Source organism: Pseudomonas sp. GW821-FHT02A08, assembly GCF_059422045.1.
In genome coordinates, this window is the sequence record NZ_JBWKWD010000012.1 from 1 (window position 1) to 15,592 (window position 15,592).

At 60.3% G+C, this 15,592-nt stretch carries 12 protein-coding genes; 4 read left to right on the forward strand and 8 right to left on the reverse strand.

The window, feature by feature from the left end; all coding sequences use genetic code 11:
- Positions 1 to 274: 274 nt before the first annotated feature.
- The 3 genes from AC07W4_RS11010 to AC07W4_RS11020 all read right to left on the reverse strand — a co-directional run bounded on the left by AC07W4_RS11010 (position 275) and on the right by AC07W4_RS11020 (position 4,024).
- Entirely contained in the window at positions 275 to 2,305 is a 2,031-nt protein-coding gene (locus AC07W4_RS11010; protein WP_495032435.1) for a 2Fe-2S iron-sulfur cluster-binding protein, read from the reverse strand.
- A gap of 63 nt (positions 2,306 to 2,368) precedes the next feature.
- On the reverse strand, positions 2,369 to 2,995 hold the full coding sequence (locus tag AC07W4_RS11015) for a glutathione S-transferase family protein (protein ID WP_495032436.1): 627 nt from the start codon (positions 2,993 to 2,995) through the stop codon (positions 2,369 to 2,371).
- Between the two features lie 126 nt (positions 2,996 to 3,121).
- Positions 3,122 to 4,024 (reverse strand): LysR family transcriptional regulator, encoded by a 903-nt coding sequence (locus AC07W4_RS11020; protein WP_495032437.1) that lies wholly within the window; start codon positions 4,022 to 4,024, stop codon positions 3,122 to 3,124.
- A gap of 575 nt (positions 4,025 to 4,599) precedes the next feature.
- On the opposite strand from AC07W4_RS11020, the gene AC07W4_RS11025 reads away from it, so the two are divergent.
- From AC07W4_RS11025 to AC07W4_RS11040, 4 genes are read left to right on the forward strand one after another with little or no spacing between them, the layout of a single operon-like run.
- Positions 4,600 to 5,757, forward strand: coding sequence for an AI-2E family transporter (locus tag AC07W4_RS11025; RefSeq protein WP_495032438.1), 1,158 nt, complete (start codon positions 4,600 to 4,602; stop codon positions 5,755 to 5,757).
- Between the two features lie 14 nt (positions 5,758 to 5,771).
- Positions 5,772 to 7,283, forward strand: coding sequence for an efflux transporter outer membrane subunit (locus tag AC07W4_RS11030; RefSeq protein ID WP_495032439.1), 1,512 nt, complete (start codon positions 5,772 to 5,774; stop codon positions 7,281 to 7,283).
- Positions 7,276 to 8,394: an HlyD family secretion protein gene (locus AC07W4_RS11035; protein ID WP_495032440.1), complete on the forward strand. Its 1,119-nt coding sequence runs from the start codon at positions 7,276 to 7,278 to the stop codon at positions 8,392 to 8,394. The genes AC07W4_RS11030 and AC07W4_RS11035 overlap by 8 nt, the downstream gene beginning before the upstream one ends.
- The gene (locus AC07W4_RS11040; protein ID WP_495032441.1) at positions 8,384 to 9,409 is read left to right on the forward strand and encodes a DUF2955 domain-containing protein; all 1,026 of its coding nucleotides are present in this window, start codon (positions 8,384 to 8,386) and stop codon (positions 9,407 to 9,409) included. The genes AC07W4_RS11035 and AC07W4_RS11040 overlap by 11 nt, the downstream gene beginning before the upstream one ends.
- A gap of 46 nt (positions 9,410 to 9,455) precedes the next feature.
- Here AC07W4_RS11040 and glmS read toward each other — a convergent pair whose 3' ends face one another.
- From glmS to atpD, 5 genes are all read right to left on the reverse strand, one after another.
- Positions 9,456 to 11,288 (reverse strand): glutamine--fructose-6-phosphate transaminase (isomerizing), encoded by a 1,833-nt coding sequence (gene glmS / locus AC07W4_RS11045; RefSeq protein ID WP_008045665.1) that lies wholly within the window; start codon positions 11,286 to 11,288, stop codon positions 9,456 to 9,458.
- Between the two features lies 1 nt (position 11,289).
- Positions 11,290 to 12,066: a DeoR/GlpR family DNA-binding transcription regulator gene (locus AC07W4_RS11050; RefSeq protein WP_495032442.1), complete on the reverse strand. Its 777-nt coding sequence runs from the start codon at positions 12,064 to 12,066 to the stop codon at positions 11,290 to 11,292.
- 193 nt (positions 12,067 to 12,259) lie between these two features.
- Positions 12,260 to 13,627, reverse strand: coding sequence for a bifunctional UDP-N-acetylglucosamine diphosphorylase/glucosamine-1-phosphate N-acetyltransferase GlmU (gene glmU / locus AC07W4_RS11055; protein ID WP_495032443.1), 1,368 nt, complete (start codon positions 13,625 to 13,627; stop codon positions 12,260 to 12,262).
- Between the two features lie 113 nt (positions 13,628 to 13,740).
- On the reverse strand, positions 13,741 to 14,166 hold the full coding sequence (locus tag AC07W4_RS11060) for a F0F1 ATP synthase subunit epsilon (protein WP_007985046.1): 426 nt from the start codon (positions 14,164 to 14,166) through the stop codon (positions 13,741 to 13,743).
- Positions 14,167 to 14,211: 45 nt separating this feature from the next.
- Entirely contained in the window at positions 14,212 to 15,591 is a 1,380-nt protein-coding gene (gene atpD / locus AC07W4_RS11065; protein WP_008045671.1) for a F0F1 ATP synthase subunit beta, read from the reverse strand.
- Between the last annotated feature and the right edge of the window lies 1 nt (position 15,592).

Here is a 15,592-nt window from a genome sequence, read left to right on the forward strand (position 1 = left end):
GTTAAGCCACAACGCAATCTGTAGCAGCTGCCGAAGGCTGCGTCCGACTGCGCAGCAGTCGTAAATCCGGCTTGCACGATCTCTCTGACGTACCGCGAACTCTGATTTTACGACTGCTGCGCAGCCGGACGCAGGCTACGCCAGCTGCTACAAGGAAGGCGCAGCGTCTGGGTTCGCCTAACTGATCGGCATTAGCCTTTGCGGCCCTTTTTCGTTCTACTCACTACCCTACCCAGCCATCGACCGACGGGCAATGTTCGTCGGTAATATTCCTTCAGATATCGAGCACCAACGGCTGCGCCCCCTGCGCCGGAATCGCACAGCAAATCAGTACCTGTCCGTCATCCGGCACCTCGGCTGGCGGCAGTGGGTAATGCACCTGACCGCTGATCAGGCGTGTGCTGCAGGTGCCGCAGGAACCACCGCGACAACTGAATTCCGGACGCAGGCCACGGCTTTCCGCCAACTCCAGCAAGCTGCCGCCCTCCGGCTGCCAGCGCGCCTCCTTGGCCGAACGCTGGAACACCACGGGCACGGACGTGGTGGCGGCTGGCGGTTGCACGATCACCACCGCATCGGGGTCCGGTCGCCGACGCAAGGTGGACGGGCCGAAGGTTTCGGCATGAATCCGCGAATCGCGAATGTCCAGTTCGCGCAAGCCTTCGTACAGCGACTGAGTAAAATTCCCGGGACCACAGACGACAAAATCCAGCTGATCGTAGTCCTCGACTGTCAGCAGATCCTTGAGCAGCGCGACGTCGATCCGTCCACTGAGGTCGAAGTCCTCTCCTTGTATCGCCTCGGCTTCGGGCTGACTGAGTAGGCGCACCACCCGCACCGCGTCACCGGCATCCACGAGCAAGCGATCCAGTTCCCGGCGAAACGGCTGGTCGGCCAGCGTGCGCGAACTCTGGATGAACCATGTCGGCCGTATACGGCGGGTGCGCAATCCCTGATAAACCACTTCCCGCAGCATCGATAACAGCGGCGTGATGCCGACCCCGGCCGCCAGCAACACCAAAGGCCGACGCTCATGGGGCGCTACGGTGAAATGCCCTTGTGGCGCCCGCGCCTCCAATACATCGCCAACACGAATCTGCTCATGCAAATGCGTAGACACCCGCCCGTCACGCTTCACGCTGATGCGGAAAAAATCATCGGACGGAGCGCTCGATAAACTGTACGTGCGGATGTGTACATCACCGTCAATATTGAAGCGCAAGGGCAAATGCTGCCCGGCCTGAAACAGTGGCAACCCGGCTCCGTCGGCGGGCTCCAGGTAAATCGAGCGAATGCTGTGGCTTTGCGCTTCAATGCGCGTCACCCGCAACGGCCGCCATTGATCGCCCAAAGCCTTGGCCTGCAGACGTGCCTCGGCCTGCGCCCATGTACCGGTGAGCAAACTGGTGGGTGAAACACCGTCGAAACGCCAGCGCAACGCCAGTGCGGCGGGGCGGCGTACGACTTGCTCGACATCGATTGTCCACAGGCGCTCGGCCCCCTGGAACGCCTCGACCTGAGGACCTTCCAGAAGGATTTCAGTACGCCCGCTGAGCTGCAGCAAATCACCGGTATTGAAATCGATGAACAACAATCCGGCCCGGGGATTGAGCAACAGGTTGCCCAAGGTATTGAAATGCAGGTTGCCGGCGAAATCCGGAATGGTCAGGCTATTCCCTTCCACATGTACGAAACCGCTCTGACCGCCACGGTGAGAAACATCCACCGAGCGCTCGCCATCGACCTCCACATAACTGGCAACGAAGAATGTGTCCGCCCCGGCAATCATGGCTCTGGCCGCATCATCCAGCCCGCTGAAATGCTGGGCGACACGCGTCGAGGGGTCGGCCAGCGGCACCGAGTGAAACTGGCGCAACTGAATGTACTGCGGGCAATTGCCGAAGGACTGATCCACCGTCACCGCGAAACCGCCCGTGGTCATGGCGCGGACATGCCCGTTGATGCGGTTGCGACGGCGGGTGTGCAACTCGATGCCCAACAGGCCGATGGCCGAGCCGTCACTCAACTGCGCGGGATCATCAAAGGTCGGCAGGCTGCGAAATTGCAGCAGGCCAGGTTCTGGCGAGTGTGCGAAACCGGGCTGGCCTTCAAGGATACTGGCCCAGGGATGACCGTCGGCATCCACCGCTCCGTACAGCATGAACGGCAATTGCTGATAAAACGTGCGGTGCTGGTCCGGCATCTCGCTACGAATCACCTTACGACCGAACATTTCCATTCGTTCGGCAACGCCTACATGCGCCTGCAATTGTTTCTCGCCGGCATGCCAGGGTGAACGGTCCATATGGCTTCTCCCTTGCGCCGCTGGCGCAAATCGGGGCGGCCCGGCAACGCCGGGCCGCCAGCATCAGGCAGTTTTTTGCAGGCCGGCGACGGTGCGCGGCATGCCGACAAAACCCGGCAAGGCTTCGATGCGGGCCAGCCAGGCGCGAATATTGGCGTACTCCTCCAGCGACACATTGCCCTCGGGCGCGTGGGCGATGTAGCTGTAGGCGGCGACGTCGGCAACCGTCGGCTCAGTACCAACCAGATACGGTGTATTGGCCAGTTCGTGATCGATCACTTTGAGCACGGTGTGGGCGTAGGCAATCACTTCTTCAGCGTTATAAGGCGCGCCAAACACGGTGATCAATCTAGCCCGGGCAGGGCCGAAGGCAATCGGACCGGCAGCCACCGATAACCAGCGCTGGACCTTGGCGGCCCCCACCGGATCCGTCGGCAGCCAGCGACCATTGCCGTACTTTTGCGCCAGATAAACCAGAATCGCATTGGAATCGGCCAGCACTACGCCCTGGTCATCAATCACCGGCACCTGACCGAATGCATTGAGCGCCAGGAACGCCGGTTGCTTGTGTTCGCCCTTGGCGAGATCAACGAAGATCAATTCGGTCGGCAATTGCAGCAGGGACAGCATCAACTCGACACGATGAGCATGGCCGGAACGTGGGAAGTTGTAGAGTTTGATCGCTTGCATGGTCGACACCTCGGGTCAGTGGTGCTGTTCAGGAAGGCCAGCGCCGGTGGGTCGTATCTTCCACTCACAAGCAAATCAACAGAATCACCAGCAAACGCAATCCATTATTTCACTGGGTGAAATAACTCAACGCTCAAGCGCCGGGTGCTCGCGCAGGGTCTTGACCGCGAAATCCACAAAACTGCGCACCCGGGCCGGGGCTTTACGCCCGCCCTGATAGAGCACGTGGATGGGCAATGGCGGCAGTTCGAAGTCGGCCAGAACAATCTCCAGCTCACCGGCGGCCACCTTGCTCGCCACTTGATAAGACAGCACCCGCGTGAACCCCAACCCCAGACTGGCTGCCGTGATGGCCGCCTGATTCGCTGTCACCACCAGTCGCGGTTCAGCCCGCACACTCAGGGTTTCGCCGCCTTCAATGAATGGCCAACTCCTGAGTTGGCCAATGGCCGATGTCGCAATGATCGGCGCCTGAGCCAGTTCCTGTGGATGCCTGGGCCGACCATGGCTGGCCAGAAACTGTGGCGAGGCGCAGATCACCCGCCGCACCTCGCCCACGCGGATCGCATGCTGATTGCTGTCGGGGAGTTCGCCGATGCGGACGGCCACCTCAACACCCTCCTCGACCACGCTCACCACCCGGTCCACCAGCAGCGCGTTGATGCAGACCTCGGGGAACTGCGTCAGGTAGCTCACCATCAGCGGCGTGACAAACAGCTCGCCAAACAAGACCGGTGCGGTGATGGTCAGTTGCCCACGAGGATGGATATGGCTGCCCGCTGCCGAGTCCTCGGCTTCCTGCACCTCGGCGAGAATTCTCCGACAGTCCTCCAGATATCGCTGACCGGCCTCACTCAAATACACGCTGCGCGTCGTACGCGTGAGCAGTTGTGTGCCAATACGCTGCTCCAGCGCCGCTACCGCTCGGGTGACACTGGCCGCCGACAGACCCAAACGCCGCGCCGCCGCCGAAAAACCCTGTTCCTGGGCGACGGCAGCGAAGACCTGCATTTCCTGGAAGCGGTCCATGGGCATGTCCTCATTTCAAATAGATAAATCGCAACCGAAGGCCGGGATGTTAAGCACAGGCGCTCAACAACATAGTTGGGCACCCGACCATCAACTAAATCAACGGGCTACTGCACTCTAGCGCCTCCACCGTAAAAACGAAGCGTGGCACACACCTCAAAGAGCGGACCGGGGATTATTGATAATTAATGAGGGTTATTTTCTTGCGACGGATGCGACTGTTCGCAATGATCCGGCCCCGCCCGCTGAAGCGGCTAATGCCAGACCGGGAACAAATGCCTTCGGCTCCACTCCCCACTTGCTTCCGGCATGGGTTCGTCAGCGGACACTATCCACAGCGGCAGAATTCCAGCCAGCGTCATCAGGCGGAATATTCGACTGCTCCTATACTACAAGCCACCCTGTTACCTATTGAGTTTTAGTAGGTACCTCGTTGAATTTTCCCTACCTGAAAGAAGGCGTTAGTTGTTAACGCCTGGACGACGGACCATCGATCCTGCGTTCAAGATTCACGGGTAGGGAAGAGTGAACTTCAACTGGCTGGCTAACCTGGTGACACCGCAAGGAGTTCGAAAATGTTGCGCACTAACATTTCCGCTAGAGCACTGTCCGGTGGTTTGCTCGATGTACTGATACGCGCCGGGCTCATTACGGTGCTGGTACTGTTCTGCTTCCAGATCTTCCACCCCTTCCTCAACCTCATGCTCTGGGCACTGATTCTGGCGATCACGCTGTATCCCCTGCATGCGCTGATCAAGCGCAAGGTGGTCAGTAAGGATGGTCGTGCCGCCACCCTGATCGTGGTAGTCGCCCTGGCCTTGCTGATGGTGCCGATCTACCTGCTGGGCACCTCGATCAGTGAGTCGATCCAGGGCACCCTGGCTATCCTCAAGTCCGATTCGCTGCAGATTCCGCTACCCAGCGAAAAAATCGCGTCCCTGCCGCTTATTGGCCAGCCGCTCTATGACTACTGGATGCAGGCCGCCACCAACATGAGCAGCGTGTTCATGAAGCTGATGCCCTATATCAAGTCAATCGGCCTGACCTTGTTGGGCAAAATGGCTGACGTTGGTGTGGGTTTTCTGTTGTTCATCGGCGCCCTGATCATTGCCGGCGTGTTCATGGCCTATGGCGAAAACGGCGAAAGAAGCGCCCTGGCCATCACCTCGCGCCTTTCCGGACCGGAGCGTGGCCCGCGCATTACCGAGCTCTGCACGGCAACCATCCGCGCAGTCGCCCAAGGCGTGGTGGGCATCGCGTTCATTCAGATGTTGCTGGTTGGCGTGGGCTTCGTGCTCATGGGTGTCCCCGGTGCCGGCTTGCTGGCGATGGTTGCGCTGCTGATGGGGATCATGCAATTGCCGGTGCTGCTGGTGACCCTTCCGGTGATCGCTTATGTTTTCGCCACCGACGGCACCACCCTGGGCACCGTCGTGTTTGGCATCTACAGCCTGATTGCCGGGATGGCCGACAACGTCCTCAAGCCATTGATGCTGGGTCGTGGCGTCGATGTGCCCATGCCGGTGATTCTGATTGGCGCTCTGGGCGGCATGGTTAGCGGCGGCTTCATCGGCTTGTTCATCGGCCCGGTTGCACTGGCGGTGGGCTACCAACTGTTCTGGCAGTGGGTCCAGGACCAACCGACTGTCGAGGCAATGAACGAGACACCCGAGATCGAGGCTGTGAACGAGACACCGAAGATAGAGGCAATGAACGACCAGCGTCCTGTTTGAGGAGTTTGCGCTTGATGCCACGCCCTGCTCGCATCAGCCGGCTTCTGCTCTGTGGCACCGTCGTTCTGGGGGGCTGTGTGCAGCTGGGCCCGGATTTCCAGTCGCCGGCCCAGCCCTGGGTCGACCACTGGAACACCCCGGCCCTGGAAATCGCCGGCCAACAACACGCACAACCTGACAGCCGCCAATGGTGGCGCGTGTTCAACGACCCGGTGCTGGACCATTTGATGGCCGAAGCCGATGCCCACAACCCCGACCTGCACGTCGCTGGCCTGCGAGTCATGGAGTCCCGGGCACAATTGGGTATCGCCCTGAGTGGACGCTACCCGCAATTGCAGCAGGCCAGTGCCGACAGCCTGTACCTGAACCGTCGACAGTCGGGCGGTACTAACCCCCAGGACACGAATTTCTGGCAACACAGCGTCGGCTTCGATATCGGCTGGGAGCTGGATTTCTGGGGGCGTTTCAGCCGTGCCATCGAGTCGGCCGACGCCTCCTGGTTTGCCGCCCAGGCCAACTATGAAAATGCCTTGGTGCTGTTGCACGCGCAGCTGGCGCAAAACTACTTCGCCTTGCGCACCGCCGAGGCGCGCCTGGCCATTGCCCGCAGCAACGCCAAATTGCAAAAACGCAGCTACGAGATCACCGAGCGCCTGTTCAACAGCGGGGCCGAAGCCGAACTCGATCTGCAACAAGCCAAAACCCAGTACCTGGGCACCCTCAGTACCATCCCTGATTTCGAAAGCCAGGTGGCGAGCTTGCGCAATGCGTTGTCCACCCTGATCGGCCAGCCTCCCGGCACGATCCCTGATCTTGATCGCTACACCGGGGTGGTGCCTCTGCTCGATACCGCGGTCTTGCAGGATGTGCCTGCCAACCTGTTGGTGCGGCGCCCCGATGTTCGCGCTGCCGAGCTGCAAGTGGCGGCGCAGTCGGCATTGATCGGCGTGGCCGAGACCGACCTCTACCCCTCCATCAGTCTGCTGGGCAGCATCGTCTGGTCCGCCAGCTCGCTCAATGGTGCGTCCAATACCCTCGACCTGGTGGCCGGCCCCAGTCTGCGCTGGGACATCTTCGACCATGGCCGGATCACCAACAACGTCCGCGTGCAGGATGCCCGCTTGCAGCAATTGATCGTTATCTACCAGGACAGCGTGCGCCAGGCTGCACGCGAGGCCGACGATGCCGCGACCGGCTTGATCAAGGCGCTGGAGCGCGACCAGATCCTCAGCGATGCATCGGTGGCCGCAGAACGATCGGTGACCCTGGCCAACGCCCAATACCGCGAGGGCTATTCGGATTTCCAACGTGTACTGGATGCCCAGCGGGCCCTGTTTGCCCAACAGGATATCTACCTGGTCAACCGTGGCACCGCCGTCAACAGCCTGATCGCCCTGTACAAGGCCTTGGGCGGAGGCTGGTACAGCGACCAGCCGATGGTCGACCCGGCCACACGCAAACAAATGCAAGAACGGACCGATTGGGGCGATTTGCTCGACGAACCGAAGGAAAGTGCCCATGACTGACAGCCAACAACCGGTCGACGAGAAAGCCCCGGCACCCGCCGCCGACCCTGCGAAAAAAGCGATCAATTGGGTGGTGCTGCTGATCATCCTGAGCCTGGTCTGGTACCTGATGGCCGACCGTTACACGCCCTACACGCAACAGGCACGGGTGCAGGCCTTCATTGTGCCGGTGGCCGCCGAGGTATCCGGCCGGGTGACCAAGGTGCATGTGCGCAACAACCAGGACGTGAAGGCCGGCGAGTTGCTGTTTGAAGTCAACCCGGAGCAGTACCAGATCGCCGTCGATCGCGCCCGCGCCGACCTTGAATCGACCCGTCGCCAGGTGGGCGCCAACACCGCCGGTGTCGACTCCAAGCAAGCGTCCCTGCGTGCATCCCAGGCCAACGAGCTCAAGGCCCGCCAGGACATCCAGCGACTGGAACGCCTGTACCGCGAAGACCCGGGCACCATCTCGCTGCGACGCCTGGAGATTTCCCGCGCCACCCTCGAAGAGTCCATCAGCCAGGTCGCTGCAGCCAAGGCCGAAGTGCAACGGGCACGGGAACAACAGGGCGGTAACGAATCAGAAAACGCCCAGTTGCTCAGCGCCGCCAGCAACCTTGAAAAAGCCGAGCTGGACTTGAGCAATACCAAAGTCCACGCGCGCTCGGCCGGCCTGATCACCGATTTGCGCACGGATGTCGGCCAGTTCGCCGCCGCCGGTGCGCCGGTGATGACCCTGATCGCAATCCACGACGTGTGGATCAGCGCCGACATGACCGAAAACAACCTGGGAAGCGTCCAGCCCGGGACGCCGGTGTCCATCGTCCTCGACGCCCTGCCGGGGAGAATCTTCAAAGGCCATGTGCGCAGCGTCGGCTATGGCGTTGATGTCGGCCAGACCACCCAGCCGGGCAGCCTGCCGAAAGTGGAGAACAGTCGAGATTGGCTGCGCCCTGCCCAGCGATTTCCGGTCATCATCGAGTTCGAGCCCGGTGAGTTGACCAGCCCGCAAGGCATCCGGGCCGGCGGGCAGGCCGAAGTCATGGCGTTCCCGGGTGAAGGTAATCCGCTGAATATTCTCGGTCGCCTGTTCCTGCGCCTGATGAGCTGGATGTCCTATGCGTATTGAGCGCCCGGCCCGGGTTCAGCGCGCCCTGCGCCTGAGCTTCGGCACGGCGCTGTGCCTGGCGGCGAGCTTTGGTCTGGCCCTGCCCATCCCGTTCCTCGCGCCGATGCTGGCGCTGATGATGCTGGCGGCGATGAACCGACCGTTGCCGTTCAAGGCCAGCCTGGGCCTGGTCCTGATCCTTATGCTGACCACCGGGATCGGCCTGCTGCTCATTCCCCTGCTGCGTTACTACCCGTTCAGTGGCGTGTTGCTGGTCGGACTGTGTCTGTTCCTGGCCTTTGGTTATGGCCTGCGCGGCGGCAACCCGCTGGTGGCGACCTTCCTGGTGGTGGGCCTGACCTTGATCAGCTCGGCGGGAACCGCTGAATTCGCCCTGGCGCTTGAGGTGATCGTGGCCCTGGTCAAGGGCCTGTTCCTGGCCGTCACCACGCTGACCATCAGCCATTGGCTGTTTCCCGACCCCGCCAGCGCCCCTGCGGCCAAACCCGGCCCGAGCCTTACCCCAACCGAAAGCAGTTGGCTCGCGCTCCGGGCCACGCTGGTGGTGCTGCCAACTTTCCTGCTGGCCATGATCGACCCGGCCAGCTACCTCCCGATCATCATGAAAGCCGTCAGCCTCGGCCAACAAAGCTGCGCGACCAGCGCCCGCACCGCCGGCCAGGAATTGCTCGGCTCGACCCTGCTCGGTGGCCTGATGGCGATTTTTTTCTGGTGCGCGCTGAGCCTGTTCGTCAACCTGTGGATGTTCTTTCTGTGGATGTTGCTGTTCGGTTTGCTGGTGGCCAGAAAACTCTATGGCCTGGCCCGGACCCGACAACCACCGAGTTTCTGGCTCAACAGCCTGGCGACCCTGATCATTCTGCTCGGCCAATCCGTGCAGGACAGTGCCGCGGGCAAAGATGTCTACACCGCCTTCGCCATCCGCATGGGCCTGTTCATCCTGGTGACCTTGTACGCCTGCGCCATGGTCCATCTGCTGGACACGCGGCGCCAGCGTCGAATGACGACCGCCTAGAAACAGAAAAACCCCCTGAGAAGGGGGTTTTTCATCTGTGGATAACTTATTCCACAGTGACCGATTTCGCCAGGTTACGCGGCTGGTCAACGTCAGTGCCCTTGAGTACGGCGACGTAGTACGACAGCAGTTGCAGCGGGATGGTATAGAGAATCGGCGACAGGATGTCGTGGATGTGCGGCATGTGCACCACGTGAGTGCCTTCGCCGTTGGTCATGCCGGCCTTCTCGTCAGCGAAAACGATTAACTGGCCACCACGGGCGCGGACTTCCTGGAGGTTGGACTTCAACTTCTCCAGCAGCTCGTTATTCGGCGCCACTGTCACCACTGGCATGTCGTTATCCACAAGCGCCAACGGACCGTGTTTCAGCTCGCCGGCCGGGTAGGCTTCGGCGTGGATGTAGGAGATTTCCTTGAGCTTGAGTGCGCCTTCCATCGCTACGGGGAACTGCGCGCCACGACCGAGGAACAGCGTGTGGTGTTTCTCGGCGAACAGCTCGGAGATTTTTTCCACGGTGCTGTCCATGGCCAGCGCTTCGCCCAGACGGGTCGGCAAACGACGCAGTTCTTCGACCAGCGTTGCTTCGACACCTTCGGCCAAGCTGCCACGTACCTGCCCCAGGGAAAGCGTCAGCAACAACAGGCCAACCAACTGCGTGGTGAAGGCCTTGGTCGAAGCCACACCGATTTCGCGACCGGCCTGGGTCAACAGGGTCAGATCGGACTCACGCACCAGAGAGCTGATACCGACGTTGCAGATCGCCAGGCTGGCGAGGTAGCCCAGTTCCTTGGCGTTGCGCAGCGCGGCCAGGGTGTCGGCGGTTTCGCCGGACTGGGAAATGCTCACGAACAAGGTGTCCGGCTGCACCACCACTTTGCGGTAGCGGAACTCGCTGGCGACTTCGACCTGGCAAGGAATGCCGGCCAGCTCTTCGAGCCAGTAACGCGCGACCATGCCGGCGTGGTAGCTGGTGCCGCACGCAACGATCTGTACGTTACGCACTTTGGCGAACAGCTCGGCAGCCTGTGGGCCGAATGCCTGTACCAATACCTGGTTCTGGCTCAGGCGACCTTCCAGGGTGCGCTGCACCACGGACGGTTGCTCGTGGATTTCCTTGAGCATGAAGTGGCGGAACTCGCCCTTTTCAGCGGCTTCGGCACCGTCGCGATACTGCACGGCTTCGCGCTCGACGGCCTTGCCGTCAACGTCCCAGATCTGCACGCTGTCGCGGCGGATTTCGGCGATATCGCCTTCTTCCAGGTACATGAAGCGATCGGTGACCTGACGCAGGGCCAACTGGTCGGACGCCAGGAAGTTTTCCCCCAGGCCCAGGCCGATCACCAGCGGGCTGCCGCTGCGGGCTGCGACCAGGCGATCAGGTTGCTTCATGCTGATCACTGCCAGGCCATAAGCGCCGTGCAGTTCTTTGACGGTTGCCTTGAGGGCCACGGTCAGGTCGCTCAGATCCTTGAGTTTGTGGTTCAGCAGGTGAGCGATGACTTCAGTGTCGGTGTCCGAGGTGAACACATAACCCAGGGCCTTGAGTTGTTCACGCAGGGCCTCGTGGTTCTCGATGATGCCGTTATGCACCACCGCCAGGTCGCCGGAGAAATGCGGGTGGGCATTGCGCTCGCACGGCGCACCGTGAGTAGCCCAGCGGGTGTGGGCAATGCCCAGACGCCCGAGCAGTGGCTCGGCGGCCAGTGCTTGTTCCAGCTCACTGACCTTGCCCGGACGACGCACACGCTCGAGTTTTTCGTCGTTGGTGTAGACCGCCACGCCGGCACTGTCATACCCACGGTATTCCAGACGCTTCAGGCCTTCGACCAGGATGGCGGTGATGTTACGTTCTGCGACTGCGCCGACAATTCCACACATGCTATTTCTCCTGACTGACAGCCGCGCAGATCAAAGTGATGCCGCGGGCCTGAATCTGATCGCGAGCCTCTGATGGCAGGCGTTCATCGGTAATAAGGGTATGGACACTGCTCCAGGGCAGCTCCAGGTTGGGAATCTTGCGGCCGATCTTGTCAGCCTCCACCATCACGACCACTTCACGGGCGACTTCGGCCATGACCCGGCTCAGCCCGAGCAGTTCGTTGAAGGTGGTTGTACCGCGAACCAGATCGATGCCATCGGCACCGATGAACAGCTGGTCGAAGTCGTAGGAGCGAAGTACCTGCTCGGCGACCTGCCCCTGAAAGGACTCGGAATGCGGATCCCAGGTGCCACCGGTCATCAACAGCACCGGCTCGTGCTCAAGTTCGCTCAGGGCATTGGCGACATGCAGCGAGTTGGTCATCACCACCAGGCCGGGTTGTTGGCCGAGTTCAGGGATCATGGAGGCGGTGGTACTGCCACTGTCGATAATGATCCGCGCGTGCTCGCGAATCCGCGCGACGGCGGCACGGGCGATGGCTTGCTTGTACTTGGAAACCGGCTGACTCGGGTCCGCGACCAGCTCCTGAGGCATCGTGATCGCTCCACCGTAACGACGCAGCAACAGACCATTGCTTTCAAGCGCCGCCAGATCCTTGCGAATCGTAACTTCCGACGTTTCGAAGCGCTTGGCCAACTCATCCACACTGACTTCGCCCTGCTCATTGAGCAAGGCGAGGATGTTGTGACGACGCTGAGGTGTGTTGCGCTTCGACATGAGCTTATAAGTTTCGTTTCGAAAGATAACGGAAGCAATCAAAACCTATCGGCGAAACTTCGTCAAGCGCCAAGCGATAAAAAGAGCTGTGGATAAAGCAACGCGGGCAAGTCGGATCGCCGCTCCGACTTGCCCGCGAATACAAAAGATCAGCCTGTGAATAACTTCAGCCGATCACTCACCTGTGGACAACTCAGCCCTTCTTGATTTTCTCAGGCCGCTTCCAGCCGTCGATGTTCTTCTGACGAGCACGCCCGATGGCCAGCTGGGATTTATCCACAGTCGAGGTAATGGTCGAACCGGCCGCCGTGGTCGCACCGGCGAGGATATCCACAGGCGCCACCAACGAGTTGTTGGAACCAATGAACACATCTTCGCCCAACACGGTTTTCCACTTGTTGGCGCCGTCGTAGTTGCAGGTGATGGTGCCAGCACCAATGTTGGTGCGCGCCCCGACTTCGGCATCGCCCAGGTAAGTCAGGTGACCGGCCTTGGCGCCTTCGCCCAGGTGAGCGTTTTTCAACTCGACGAAGTTACCCACATGGGCTCGCGCTTCCAGCACGGAGCCTGGACGCAGACGTGCGAACGGGCCGGCATCGCTGCCTTCACCCAGAATGGCACCTTCGATATGGCTGTTGGCCTTGATGACCACGCCTTTGCGCAGGGTGCTGTCCTTGATTACGCAGTTCGGACCGATCACCACGTCGTCTTCGATGACGACTTTGCCTTCGAGGATGACGTTGATATCGATCAGCACATCGCGGCCTACGGTGACTTCACCGCGCACATCGAAACGCGCCGGGTCGCGCAGTGTTACACCTTGGGCCATCAAGCGGCGACCAGCACGTAATTGAAAGTGACGCTCAAGCTCGGAAAGTTGCTTGCGGTCGTTTGCGCCCTGCACTTCCATCGCGTCGTGCGGTTGCTCAGTGGCCACCACCAGACCGTCCTTGACCGCCATTTCGATCACGTCGGTCAGATAATATTCACCCTGAACGTTGTTGTTTGACAGGCGGCCGGTCCAGTCAGCCAGGCGATCCGCCGGGACTGCAAGAATACCGGTGTTGCCTTCGTTGATGGCGCGTTGAGCTTCGGTGGCGTCCTTGTGCTCGACGATGGCAGAGACCTTGCCATCAGTGCCGCGAACAATTCGGCCGTAACCGGTCGCGTCGTCCAGCTCGACAGTGAGCAGACCCATTTGCCCTGGCACGACAAGCTTGAGCAGGCGCTGCAGGGTTTCGATTTCAATCAACGGCACGTCACCGTAGAGCACCAGCACGGTGTCGGCCTGAATGAACGGCACTGCTTGAGCAACGGCGTGACCGGTACCCAGCTGTTTATCCTGCAGGACGAAGTTCAGGTCATCCGCTGCCAGGCGTTCGCGCACGGCATCGGCGCCGTGACCGATCACGACGTGGATGCGCTGTGGATCAAGTTGCCGGGCGCTGTGGATAACATGGCCGAGCATGGAGTTACCGGCAATCGGGTGCAAGACTTTCGGCAAAGCGGAACGCATGCGCGTACCTTGGCCAGCAGCGAGAATTACGATTTCAAGAGACATGACTGGCTACCAATCCTGGGTGGTCAGCGGCTGCGACCAGGTTGTAAAAGTCGGAAAAGAAAAAAGGGTAGCCGAGGCTACCCTTTTTAATCAATCACACAACAAGTGCTGCCTTAGTGGCCGAACTTCTTGCGGATCTGCTGGACGGTGCGCAGCTGAGCTGCAGCCTCGGCCAGACGTGCGGCAGCAGAACCGTAATCGAATTCCGCGCCTCGCTCATGCAAGGCTTTCTCGGCAGCCTTAACGGCTTCCAAAGCTGCGGCTTCGTCCAGGTCGGCAGCACGTTGCACGGTGTCGGCAAGAACCTTGACCATGTTCGGCTGCACTTCGAGGAAACCACCGGAGATGTAATACACCTCCTCTTCCCCGCCCTGCTTGACCAGGCGGATCGGACCTGGCTTCAGATTAGTGATCAGCGGCGCGTGACCCAGAGCGATACCAAGATCACCCAGTGCACCGTGCGCAATCACCATCTCGACCAGACCGGAAAAGATTTCTCCTTCCGCGCTGACGATATCGCAATGGACTGTCATAGCCATCTGATTGCCTCAACCTAAATTAGCGCCCGTTGCCGGGCGCCGGGATTACAGTTTCTTGGCTTTCTCGATCGCTTCTTCGATGCCGCCAACCATGTAGAACGCTTGTTCTGGCAGGTGGTCGTAGTCACCGTTGAGGATGCCTTTGAAGCCAGCAATGGTGTCTTTCAGGGAAACGTATTTACCCGATGCACCGGTGAAGACTTCAGCCACGAAGAACGGCTGCGACAAGAAGCGCTGGATCTTACGAGCACGGTTTACCAACTGCTTGTCGGCTTCCGACAGCTCGTCCATACCCAGGATCGCAATGATGTCCTTCAGTTCTTTGTAACGCTGCAGAACGTACTGAACGCCGCGAGCGGTGTCGTAGTGGTCCTGGCCGATTACGTTCGGGTCCAGCTGGCGCGAAGTCGAATCCAGTGGGTCTACCGCCGGGTAGATACCCAGGGAAGCGATGTCACGGGACAGAACGACGGTAGCGTCCAAGTGGGCGAAGGTGGTCGCTGGCGACGGGTCGGTCAAGTCATCCGCAGGTACGTATACCGCTTGGATCGAAGTGATCGAACCTTCCTTGGTCGAAGTGATACGTTCTTGCAGAACGCCCATCTCTTCAGCCAGGGTCGGCTGGTAGCCTACTGCGGAAGGCATACGGCCCAGCAGTGCGGATACTTCAGTACCGGCCAGGGTGTAACGGTAGATGTTGTCGACGAACAGCAGAACGTCGTTACCTTCGTCACGGAACTTCTCGGCCATGGTCAGGCCAGTCAGTGCTACGCGCAGACGGTTTCCCGGCGGCTCGTTCATCTGACCGTAAACCAGTGCCACTTTGTCCAGAACGTTGGAGTCCTTCATCTCGTGGTAGAAGTCGTTACCCTCACGAGTACGCTCACCCACACCGGCGAACACGGAATAACCGCTGTGCTCGATGGCGATGTTACGGATCAGTTCCATCATGTTTACGGTCTTGCCTACACCGGCACCACCGAACAGACCGACTTTACCGCCTTTGGCGAACGGGCAAACCAGGTCGATAACCTTGATGCCGGTTTCCAGCAGGTCGTTGCCGCCTGCCTGTTCAGCGAACGAAGGCGCTGGACGGTGAATGCCCCAACGCTCTTCAGTGGCGATAGGACCAGCTTCGTCGATCGGGTTGCCCAGAACGTCCATGATCCGGCCCAGAGTCGCTTTACCGACCGGTACGGAGATGGCTGCGCCAGAGTCGACAACGTCCAGACCGCGCTTCAAGCCTTCGGTGGAACCCATCGCAATGGTACGAACCACGCCGTCGCCCAGCTGCTGCTGAACTTCCAGGGTGGTCCCGGCCGCGCTTTGTACAGTCAGCGCGTTGTAGATGCTCGGTACGCTGTCGCGTGGAAATTCCACGTCGATAACGGCGCCGATGATTTGAACGATACGTCCGCTACTCATA